Genomic DNA, 10487 nt, shown 5'->3' on the forward strand with positions numbered 1-10487 from the left:
ATTTATTTCTGGCCGGCCATCAGGCTGATGAATTTGTCGAACAGCACGATGATGTCGTGCGGGCCCGGGCTGGCTTCGGGATGGCCCTGGAAGCAGAAGGCGGGACGGTCGGTGAGCTCGAAGCCCTGCAGCGTGCCGTCGAACAACGATACGTGCGTGACCCGCGCATTGGCCGGCAGCGTGGCCGCGTCGACGCCGAAGCCGTGGTTCTGGCTGGTGATGAACACGCGCTTGGAATCGAGGTCTTGCACGGGGTGGTTGGCGCCGTGGTGGCCGGTTTTCATCTTGACGGTCTTGCCGCCGACGGCCAGGCCCATGATCTGATGGCCCAGGCAGATGCCGAACGTGGGCAGCTTGCGCTCGAGGAACACCCGCGTGGCGGCGATGGCGTAGTCGCAGGGTTCGGGGTCGCCCGGACCGTTGGCCAGGAACACGCCGTCGGGATCGAGCTTGAGCACGTCTTCGGCCGAGGTCTGGGCCGGCACCAGCGTGATGCGGCAGCCGCGGTCGGCCATCAGGCGCAGGATGTTGTACTTGACGCCGAAGTCGTAGGCGACCACATGGAAGCGGCCCTGCTCGGGCGAGCCGAAGCCCTGGCCCAGCTGCCAGGTGCCCTGGGACCAGTCTTGCGGGGCCTTGATGGACACCACCTTGGCGAGGTCGAGGCCGTTCATGCCGGCGTAGCCGCGCGCCAGTTCGACGGCGCGCTCGGCGTCGTCGCCCACCAGGATGCAGGCGCCCTGGGCGCCGCCGTCGCGCAGGATGCGGGTGAGCTTGCGGGTGTCGACGTCGGCGATGGCCACCACGCCCTGCGCGGCCAGGTATTCGGGCAGCGACTGGGTGGCGCGGAAGTTCGACACACGCGAGGGGCAGTCGCGCACCACCAGGCCCGAGGCCAGCACGCGCGCGGTTTCGACGTCTTCGGTATTGACGCCGGTATTGCCGATATGCGGATAGGTAAGCGTTACGATCTGGCCGTTATAGCTGGGATCGGTGAGGATTTCCTGGTAGCCGGTCATGGCGGTGTTGAACACCACCTCGGCGACCGTATGGCCTGGCGCGCCGATGGACACGCCCCGGAAAATGGTACCGTCCGCCAAAGCCAGAATTGCAGGAGGGAAGCGATCGGCGCCCTCGGGAAAAAGTTGCGGCAGCACAGTAAACCCCGGTTTCAGAATCGATGATCAAACCTTGGAATTATACCCTGGAAGGGCATTTTCCCCGGGGAACCGCGCCGTATAAGGCTGGGCGCGGAGATTTCCGTGTCAAAAGCGGCCCATGCGTAGTGATACCCTACCCTTTTCGCCAACTTTCGCCCCAGTTGATCTGTCCCCATGTCCAGCCAGCTTGAAGCCCTGCGCCGCCACACGACCGTCGTCGCCGATACCGGCGATTTCGAAGCCATGCGGGCGCTGCGCCCCACCGACGCCACGACCAACCCCTCGCTGATCCTGAAAGCGGTGCAGAAAGACGCCTACCGGCCGTTGCTGGACCAGGTCGTGCACGACCACCGCGGCGCGCCCCTGGCCGAACTGACCGACCGGCTGCTGGTGGCGTTCGGCCGCGAGATCCTGAACATTGTGCCGGGCCGGGTATCCACCGAAGTCGACGCGCGCCTGTCTTTCGACACGCGCGCCACGGTCGAGCGCGGCCGCGGCCTGATCGCCCTGTACGAAGCAGCCGGCATTCCGCGCGAACGGGTGCTGATCAAGACGGCCTCGACCTGGGAAGGCATCCAGGCGGCCCGCCTGCTGCAGGCCGACGGCATCCGCTGCAACCTGACTCTGCTGTTCTCGCTGCCCCAGGCCGTGGCCTGCGCCGATGCCGGCGTGCAATTGATTTCGCCCTTCGTGGGCCGCATCTACGACTGGTACAAGAAAGCGGCCGGCGCCGACTGGGTAGAGGCCGATCGTGCCGGCGCCAACGATCCGGGCGTGCAGTCGGTGACCGAGATCTACCGCTACTACAAGCGGCACGGCATCACGACCGAGATCATGGGCGCCAGCTTCCGCAACAAAGGCCAGATCCTGGCGCTGGCGGGCTGCGACCTGCTGACCATCAGCCCCGAACTGCTGGCCGAACTCGACGGCATGCCGGGCGACGTGCCGGCGCGCCTGGCGCGCGATGGCGATGCGGGCGAAACGCCGGCGCGGCGCCCGGCCGACGAAGTGTGGTTTCGCAGCGAACTGAACGCCAACGCCATGGCCACGGAAAAACTGGCCGAAGGCATCCGGCTGTTTTCGGCGGATGCGGTGAAGCTGGATGCCTTGCTGGGCGGGGCGCCGGCTCGATAGCGGCAAGCTGCGCGGGCGCCAGGATACAAGGTGTCAGGCTCCCGCAGGGTGCCTGACACCGTGCTGTCGAGACAGCCTGCCACACTTCGGTGTCTGGCACCCGCGGAGCCAGACACCTGTGCCTAGGCTCAGCGCTCGTCGTGCGAGTGCACCTGCAGCGCTTCCAGGAAGCGCGACACCATGTTGTAGGCCGCCACCGTGGCGGTGAGCTCGACCATCAGCTTGTCGCTGCCGACGGCCTGGCGGGCGGCGTCGAACACCGGCTGGGGCACCTGGATCTGGCGCGTCATGGCGTCGGTATAGGCCAGTACCGCACGTTCGCTGGCGCTGAACTGGTCCGACGACTTCCATTGGCCCAGCGCATCGAGCTGGGCCTGGGTGATGCCTTCGCGCAGGGCGATGGGCGCGTGCTGGTCGGCTTCGTAGGGCGCGCCGTTGATCGCCGCCACCCGCATGATGACCAGTTCGCGCAGGTCGCCCGGCAGCGTGCTGAGCTGGCGGATGGACGTCAGGTAGTTCAGCCAGCCGCCGGCCACGGCGGGGCTGTGCAGCAGCATCTGGTACAGGTGCAGCACGCTGCCGCGCTCGGCAACGATGCGATCGACCAGCGGCTTGGCATCGGGATGGTTCAGGTCAGCATAAGACAGGCGCGCCATGCGGCTAACTCCGGAAAAGGGGCGGCCCCGGCCGGGCCGCGCGGGTTCAGATTTTTTCGGTTTCGCCCGATTTGGGCTGCCATTTCATCAGGCGCTGCTCGCCCAGGCCCACGATGTAGTCGAGCAGCAGCGCGAACGCGGTCAGCACCACGATGCCGGCGAACACGGTGTTGACGTCGAAGGTGCCTTCGGCCTGCAGGATCAGGTAGCCGACGCCGCTGGCCGAGCCCAGGTATTCGCCCACCACGGCCCCCACGAAGGCCAGGCCCACCGAGGTATGCAGGCTGGAGAACACCCAGCTGGTGGCCGAAGGCAAGTACACGTGGCGCAGCAGCTGGCGCCGGCCCGCGCCCAGCATGCGGGCGTTGTCGAGCAAGGTGGGGCTGACTTCGCGCACGCCCTGGTAGACGTTGAAGAACACGATGAAGAACACCAGCGTGACCGCCAGCGCCACCTTGGACCAGATGCCCAGGCCGAACCACATGCCGAAAATGGGCGCCAGGATGACGCGCGGCATGGAATTGGCCGCCTTGATGTAGGGGTCGAGAATGGCGCTGGCCGTGCTGGACAGGCCCAGCCACAGGCCGAAGCCCAGCCCCGACACGGTGCCGATGAAAAACGCCAGCACGGTCTCGGCCAGGGTCACCCACAAGTGGCGGTAGATGTCGCCGTTGGTGATGAACCAGGCCCAGATGCGGCCCCACACTTCGAGCGGCTGGCCGAAGAAGAAGGCGACCTTGGGATCGAGCGACACGACATACCAGATGACCAGGATGGCCGCCAGCAACAGCAGCTGCCAGAACCGCAGGCTGGCTGAACCGGGTTTGATGAATTTCGACATATCAGATCCGAACCGCCTCAGGAGGCTGTTTTTTGCTGGGCATAGCCCTTGAGCACTTCTTCGCGCAGCACGCCCCAGATGGCCGCGTGCAATTCGACGAAGCGCGGATGGGTGCGCACTTCGGCGACGTCGCGCGGGCGCGGCAGGTCGATGGCGAACTCGCCGATGGGGTGGGTGCCCGGGCCGGCCGACAGCACCACCACCCGGTCGCTCATGGCAATGGCTTCGTCCAGGTCGTGCGTGATGAACAGCACGGCCTTGCGCTTGGCCATCCAGAGTTCGAGCACTTCGTTTTCCATCAGCTGGCGCGTCTGGATGTCCAGCGCCGAGAACGGCTCGTCCATCAGGATGATGTCGGGGTCGCGGATGAGCGTCTGCGCCAGCATGGCGCGCTTGCGCATGCCGCCCGACATCTGGTGCGGATAGCGTTCTTCGAAACCGCCCAGGCCCACGCGGCGCAGCCATTCGCGGCCGCGCGCGAGCGCCTCGGGGCGCGCCACGCCGGCGAACTCCAGGCCGGCGATGACGTTTTCCAGGGCGCTGCGCCACGGCAGCAGCGCTTCACCCTGGAACATGTAGCCGGCCCGGGTGTTGATGCCCGACAGCGGCTGGCCGAACACCTTTACCTGCCCCGACGACGGCGCCAGCAGGCCGGCGCCCACGTTCAGCAGCGTGGATTTGCCGCAGCCCGTGGGACCGACCACCGAAACGAATTCGCCCGGCGCGATGGCCAGGCTGGTGTCCTGGACGGCGGTGTAGCGCTTGCCCCCGCCGTCGCGGGACACGAAAGTGCAGGTAATGCTATCGAGCGAAAGTGCTGCTTCAGCCATTGGGATATTTCTGGTTGGCACGGCGGGTGAACTCGTTGGTCCAGACCTTGGAGGTGTCGATCTTGGCAGCGTCGAAACCCTTGACGTAGGCGGCCAGCGCCTTGGCGGCGGTGGCCGCGCCGTCTTCGGGGATGACGCCGTCGGGCGACAGACCTTCCATGCTCTTGGCGATGGCGGCCTTGTAGACGGCCGGGTCGCCCAGCAGGTACTGGGTGGGCACCGCCTTGGCGATTTCTTCGGCGCCGGCCTTCTGGATCCATTTGTCGGCGCGCACGATGGCGTTGGTGAGCGCCTGCGCCGTGTTGGGATTGGCGTCCAGGAAGGCCTGGGGCGCGTACAGGCTGCCGGCCGGCATGTTGCCGCCGAAGATTTCCCGGGTGTCTTTCAGGGTGCGGGTGTCGACGATGATGTCGATGTCGCCCGGCATGGCCAGCATCGAGACCACCGGGTCGGTGTTGGAAATGGCGTCGATCTGGCCGCTGCGCAGCGCGGTGACCGCGCCGGCGCCGGCGCCCACGCCGATGAAGGACACGTCGCTGTCTTTCAGGCCGTGCTTGGCCAGGAAGAAGCTGACCACCATGTTGGTGGACGAGCCCGGCGCGGTAACGCCGATTTTCTTGCCTTTCAGGTCGGCCGGGCTCTTGTAGCCGGGCATGTTCTTCTTCGAGACGCCCACGCCGATCATGGGCGCGCGGCCCTGCAGCACGAAGGCGCGGTAGAACTGGCCCTTGGACTGCATGTGCAGGGTGTGCTCGAAGGCGCCCGAGACCACGTCGGCGCTGCCGCCCACCACGGCCTGCAGGGCCTTGGAGCCGCCGGCGAAGTCGGCAATGCTGACGTCCAGCCCTTCATCCTTGAAGAAGCCCTTGACCTCGGCGATGGTCAGCGGCAGGTAGTAGATGAGGGCCTTGCCGCCCACGGCGATCTGCACGCTTTTCTTTTCCAGCTTCTGGGCCCGCACGATGGCGGGCGCCATGCCCATCGCGCCGGCGGCGCCGGCCAGCTTGAGCAACTCACGACGAGTGACTGACATTGAGGGTCTCCTTTGCCGCCAGTGCGGCCTGTGTCTGCATTGCGGCCCGGCAGGCCGTCATCTTGGCTTTATGGAAGCGCTGGCTGGCGGGTCAGGCGGCGGGCGGCGGGACGCCGATTGCGCCGGCCTCGGCCAGTTCTGCGATCGCCGCAGCATCATACCCCAGCGTTTTCAGGACTTCTTCGGTATGTTCCCCTAGGCGCGGGCCCAGCCAGCGGGTGCCTCCGGGTGTTTCGGACAGGCGCGGCACCACGGCCGGCAGCTTGACCGGGGCGCCGTCGGGGAAGCGATGCTGCTCGATCATGCCGCGCGCGATGAACTGCGGGTCGGCGAACATGTCGGCCACGCTGTAGATCTTGCCCACCGGCACGTCGGCGCGGCGCAGGGCCTCCAGGGCCTGGTCGATGGTGCGCGTGTCGCACCAGCGCTGGATGGCGCCGTCGATTTCGTCGGCCCGCCGGGCGCGCCCGTCGTTGCGGGCCAGTTGCGGGTCCTGGGCCAGATCGTCGCGGCCGATGGCGCGCATCAGGCGGTTGAAAATGGCGTCGCCGTTGCCGGCAATGACCACGTTCTGGCCGTCGCGGGTGGTGTAGGTGTTGGACGGCACGATGCCCGGCAGCGCGCCGCCGGTGCGTTCGCGCACCACGCCGGCCACGTCGTATTCGGGCACCAGGCTTTCCATCAGGTTGAACACCGATTCGTACAGGGCCACGTCGACCATCTGGCCCTGCCCGGCCACGCAGTCGGCGCCGGCCTTGCCGTTCCAGCGCCCGCCGGTGGCATCGCGGTGGCGCAGCGCCATCATGGCGCCGATGACCGCGTGCAGCGCCGCGATCGAGTCGCCCACCGAAATGCCCACGCGCACCGGCGGCCGGTCGGGGTGGCCGGAAACGTAGCGCAGCCCGCCCATGGACTCGGCGATGGCGCCGAACCCGGGCGCGTCGCGCATGGGCCCGGTCTGCCCATAGCCGGACAGGCGCACCATGATCAGCGCCGGGTTGGCGGCGCGCAGCTGTTCGTAGCCCAGGTCCCATTTTTCGAGCACGCCGGGACGGTAGTTCTCGATGATGATGTCGGCGTCCAGCGCCAGGCGGCGCGCGATCTCGCGTCCGCGCGGGTCTTTCAGGTTGAGCGCGATGGACTGCTTGTTGCGGGCCTGCACCGTCCACCACAGCGAATTGCCTTCATGCAGGTAGCGCCAGCTGCGGATGGGGTCGCCCCCGCCCGAGCCGTCGGGGCCGTGCGGGGTTTCGACCTTGATGACATCGGCGCCGAACTCGCCCAGCATGCGGGCGGCGAACGGCCCGGCGATCAGCGTGCCCAGTTCCAGGACTTTGACGCCCTTGAGCGCGGACATGGGGGTCTCCTTTGTGGTCTGGCCCGGGCGCCGGCTGCCCTAGGCGGACTTGCGTTCCATCAGGGCCCAGGCGATGGTGCCGGCATCGACGTATTCGAGCTCGCCACCGGCCGGCACGCCGCGCGCCAGGCGCGTGACCTTCAGGCCCTTGCCCGCCAGGACTTCGCCCAGGAAGTGCGCGGTGGTCTCGCCCTCGGCCGTAAAGTTGGTGGCCAGGATCACTTCCTGCACCACGCCGTCGGAGGCGCGCTCGAGCAGGCGCTGGAAGTCGAGCTCGCGCGGGCCGATGCCCTCGAGCGGGGCCACCCGGCCCATCAGCACATAGTACAGGCCGCGGTAGCCGTGGCTGGCCTCGATCATGTTCTGGTCGGCCGGCGTTTCGACGATGCACAGCAGCGACGGATCGCGCTTGGGATTGGCGCAGGTGGCGCAGACTTCGTCTTCGGTGAAGCTGTTGCAGCGCGCGCAATGGCGCAGGTTGTGCACGGCGCCCGCCAGCGCGCGGCCCAGCATGTCGGCCCCCTGCAGGTCGTGCTGCAGCAGGTGGTAGGCCATGCGCCGGGCCGAACGTACGCCCACCCCGGGCAGGCGGCGCAGCGCCTCGATCAGCGAGACGAGCGGTTCGGGTTCGGGCAGTTGGGGGTCCATCGCAGCGGCGGCCGGCGGATCAGAAGGGCAGCTTCATGCCCGGCGGAATCGGCATGCCGGCCGTGACGCCGGCCATTTTTTCCTGGGCGGTGGCTTCGGCCTTGCGCAGCGCGTCGTTGAAGGCCGCCGCCACCAGGTCTTCGAGCATGTCTTTGTCATCGGTCAGCAGGCTGGGATCGATGGCCACGCGCTTGACGTCGTGGCGGCAGGACATGGAAACCTTGACCAGGCCGCCGCCGGACTCGCCGTCGACGATGATCTCGGCCAGGGCGTCCTGGGCCTTTTTCATGTTTTCCTGCATCTGCTGCGCCTGGCGCATCAGACCGGCAAGTTGTCCTTTCATCATGATGGAAGCTTCCTTGGATAGAGGGAAATTTTCGCGGAACTCGCAATAGCGGCCCCGGGCCGCTTACGCGGCGGGGTCGACGGCGCGCACCGAGCCCGGCACCACCCGGCCGCCGAAATCGGCCCGCAGCGCCTGCACGAAGGGATCGGCGGCCACGGCGTCTTCGGCGGCCTGCTGGCGCGCGGCGCGCTCGATCTGGGCCACCGCGTGCGCGGTGGCGTCGCCGGTGGCGCCGACTTCGATTTCCAGGCGCAGGCCCTGCCCGAAATGTTCGCACAGTACCGTCTGCAGGCGCACCCGGCTTTCGCTTTCGGCCAGGGTTTTGACGGCCACCCGCAACACCACGGCATCGCCCTGCACGCCGGCCCATTCGCTCTGGCGCGCCAGTTCGGCGGCCAGCCCGGTGACGGGCAGGCGCGCGGCCAGCCCCGGCCATTCGGCCGCCGACATGTTGTCGAGGCGCGGCGCGGCCTGCCGGGCCCGGCGCGGCGCCGCCTGGGGACGGGGCGCGGGCGCCAGTTCGGCGGCGGAGACTTCGGTGGCCAGGGTTTCGAATTCGTCGTCAGGGTCGGCGGTGAATTCGGCGGCGGGCAGGTAGCCGCCCTGCGCTTCGTCGGGAATGTCTTCATCGACCCAGGCCGGCGGCTCGCCGTCGGCCTGAGGGGGCGGCGCCTTGGCCAGCGTGGCGGGCGGCGTGACCGCCAGCGCGGCGGCCGGAGGCGCCTTGGGCGCAGCCGCCGCGGGTTCGGCCGCGGCCGGCGCGGCGGGCGGATCTTCCCAGGGCGGCGTATCGGCGGCCGCGGGCTGCGGCGATGCGGCGGGCCGGGCTGGCGCGGCGGGCGCAGCAGCAGGCTCGACGTCCGGCGCCGCAGGGGCGGCGGCGGGTGCAGCCGCTGCGCGCGGAGGCTGCGCGGGGGCAGGCGGCGCGGCGGCCGGGCGGGCCGGGGCGGCGGCCGCGGCAACGGGCGCGGCGGCGGCTTCGGCAGGCCGCGGCGTGGCGGCCGCGGGGGCCTGCAGTGCGGCGGCCGGGCCGGCTTGCCCGCTGAGCGCAAGCATGCGCAGGCAGGCCATGATGAAGCCGGCGTATTCGTCGGGCGCCAGGGAAAGCTCACCGCGGCTGTGCACGGCCACCGAATAGAACAATTGCACCGCGTCGGGGTGCAGCACGCCGGCCAGGCGTGAGATGTCGGCGGCCAGCGGGTCGTCGGCCGGCGTGGCGCCCGGCACGCGCTGCTCGATGGCCACGCGCGACAGCAGCACCGCCAGGTCGGCCAGCGCGCCGGCGTACGACAGCCCGCGCGTGGAGAGTTCGTCGGCCACGGCCAGCACGCCGGTGGCGTCGCCGGCCGGCAGGGCGTCGAGCAGGCGCACCAGGTGGCGCTGGTCGATGGTACCCAGCATGCCGCGCACGGCTTCTTCGGTAAGGTTGCCGGCGCTGTAGGCAATGGCCTGGTCGGTGAGCGACAGCGCGTCGCGCATGGACCCGCCGGCCGCCTGGGCGATCAGGCGCAGGGCCGGCAGTTCGCAGGCCACGGATTCGTCGCCCAGCACCGCCTGCAGATGGCCGACGATGGCGTCGGGCGGCATCTGCTTCAGGTTGAACTGCAGGCAGCGCGACAGCACCGTGACCGGGATTTTCTGCGGATCGGTGGTGGCCAGGATGAATTTCACATGCGGCGGCGGCTCTTCGAGCGTCTTGAGCATGGCGTTGAACGCGTGCCCGGTCAGCATGTGGACTTCGTCGATCATGTAGACCTTGTAGCGGCCCGCCCCGGGCGCGTACACCGCCTGCTCGAGCAACTGGGTCATTTCTTCGACGCCGCGGTTCGAGGCGGCGTCGAGTTCCAGGTAGTCGACAAAGCGGCCCGCGTCGATCTCGGTGCAGGCGCGGCATTGGCCGCAAGGCTTGGAAGTGATGCCGGTTTCGCAGTTCAGCGACTTGGCCAGGATGCGCGACAGGGTGGTCTTGCCCACGCCGCGCGTGCCGGTGAAGAGCCAGGCGTGGTGCAGGCGCTGGGAGTCGAGCGCGTGTGTCAGCGCGCGCACCACGTGGTCCTGGCCTACCAGGGTATCGAACGAGCGCGGCCGCCACTTGCGGGCCAGTACCAGATAAGTCATGGACGGATTGTAGAGCCAGTTGCGCGCGGCCGGCGCGCCGGAAATGCAAAGGGGCGCCGCAACCAGGGCGCGAATTGCCATGAACCCACGGCAATTCGTTCCGATTACGGCGCCCCCTTGGGGAAACCGGTAGGCGAGCCTTACTCCGGCACTGATCCTAAACGACTATGGCTGCTTCGTTCCCGACCTGACCAGGTTCACCGCCGAACCATGCGAAGGGGCCCGCCAATTGAGATTCTAGCAGAGCGGCTGGAAGGCCGCCTGCTGGAATCTCAATTGGCGGGCCCCGGGGGGCTGTATGTGGGCTCCCTCCCCTGGCCCTCCCTCCTGGAGGGAGGGAGGGGGGCGTCTCTGGGTGAGAGAT

At 68.5% G+C, this 10487-nt stretch carries 10 protein-coding genes and 1 other RNA gene; 1 reads left to right on the forward strand and 10 read right to left on the reverse strand.

All coding sequences use genetic code 11. The features are described 5' to 3' along the window. Positions 1 to 2: 2 nt before the first annotated feature. Positions 3 to 1157 carry a glutamine-hydrolyzing carbamoyl-phosphate synthase small subunit gene (gene carA, locus J2P76_RS20945; protein ID WP_207409770.1) on the reverse strand — a complete coding sequence of 385 codons (1155 nt, stop codon included), beginning with the start codon at positions 1155 to 1157 and terminating at the stop codon, positions 3 to 5. A gap of 177 nt (positions 1158 to 1334) precedes the next feature. Between carA and tal the strand changes: the two genes are divergently transcribed. Next, entirely contained in the window at positions 1335 to 2294 is a 960-nt protein-coding gene (gene tal, locus J2P76_RS20950; RefSeq protein WP_207409771.1) for a transaldolase, read from the forward strand. 128 nt (positions 2295 to 2422) lie between these two features. On the opposite strand, the gene J2P76_RS20955 is transcribed toward tal, so the two are convergent. The 9 genes from J2P76_RS20955 to ffs all read right to left on the reverse strand — a co-directional run bounded on the left by J2P76_RS20955 (position 2423) and on the right by ffs (position 10350). Continuing rightward, positions 2423 to 2950 carry a carboxymuconolactone decarboxylase family protein gene (locus tag J2P76_RS20955; RefSeq protein WP_207409772.1) on the reverse strand — a complete coding sequence of 176 codons (528 nt, stop codon included), beginning with the start codon at positions 2948 to 2950 and terminating at the stop codon, positions 2423 to 2425. Between the two features lie 46 nt (positions 2951 to 2996). Next, positions 2997 to 3791 carry an ABC transporter permease gene (locus tag J2P76_RS20960; RefSeq protein WP_207409773.1) on the reverse strand — a complete coding sequence of 265 codons (795 nt, stop codon included), beginning with the start codon at positions 3789 to 3791 and terminating at the stop codon, positions 2997 to 2999. 17 nt (positions 3792 to 3808) lie between these two features. Further along, positions 3809 to 4621 (reverse strand): ABC transporter ATP-binding protein, encoded by an 813-nt coding sequence (locus J2P76_RS20965; protein ID WP_207409774.1) that lies wholly within the window; start codon positions 4619 to 4621, stop codon positions 3809 to 3811. After that, on the reverse strand, positions 4614 to 5654 hold the full coding sequence (locus J2P76_RS20970) for an ABC transporter substrate-binding protein (RefSeq protein ID WP_207409775.1): 1041 nt from the start codon (positions 5652 to 5654) through the stop codon (positions 4614 to 4616). The genes J2P76_RS20965 and J2P76_RS20970 overlap by 8 nt, the downstream gene beginning before the upstream one ends. Before the next feature lie 91 nt (positions 5655 to 5745). Beyond that, the gene (locus J2P76_RS20975; protein ID WP_207409776.1) at positions 5746 to 7011 is read right to left on the reverse strand and encodes a CaiB/BaiF CoA transferase family protein; all 1266 of its coding nucleotides are present in this window, start codon (positions 7009 to 7011) and stop codon (positions 5746 to 5748) included. 39 nt (positions 7012 to 7050) lie between these two features. Further along, complete coding sequence (recR, locus tag J2P76_RS20980) at positions 7051 to 7659, reverse strand: recombination mediator RecR (protein WP_207409777.1); 609 nt, start codon at positions 7657 to 7659, stop codon at positions 7051 to 7053. A 19-nt stretch (positions 7660 to 7678) separates the two neighbouring features. Next, positions 7679 to 8005 carry a YbaB/EbfC family nucleoid-associated protein gene (locus J2P76_RS20985; protein ID WP_207409778.1) on the reverse strand — a complete coding sequence of 109 codons (327 nt, stop codon included), beginning with the start codon at positions 8003 to 8005 and terminating at the stop codon, positions 7679 to 7681. 63 nt (positions 8006 to 8068) lie between these two features. Beyond that, positions 8069 to 10123: a DNA polymerase III subunit gamma/tau gene (locus J2P76_RS20990; RefSeq protein WP_207409779.1), complete on the reverse strand. Its 2055-nt coding sequence runs from the start codon at positions 10121 to 10123 to the stop codon at positions 8069 to 8071. Positions 10124 to 10252: 129 nt separating this feature from the next. Continuing rightward, positions 10253 to 10350: signal recognition particle sRNA small type (gene ffs / locus J2P76_RS20995), an RNA gene on the reverse strand. Between the last annotated feature and the right edge of the window lie 137 nt (positions 10351 to 10487).

This window comes from Bordetella petrii (assembly GCF_017356245.1).
GTDB classification, from domain to species: Bacteria; Pseudomonadota; Gammaproteobacteria; order Burkholderiales; family Burkholderiaceae_B; genus Bordetella_A; species Bordetella_A petrii_D.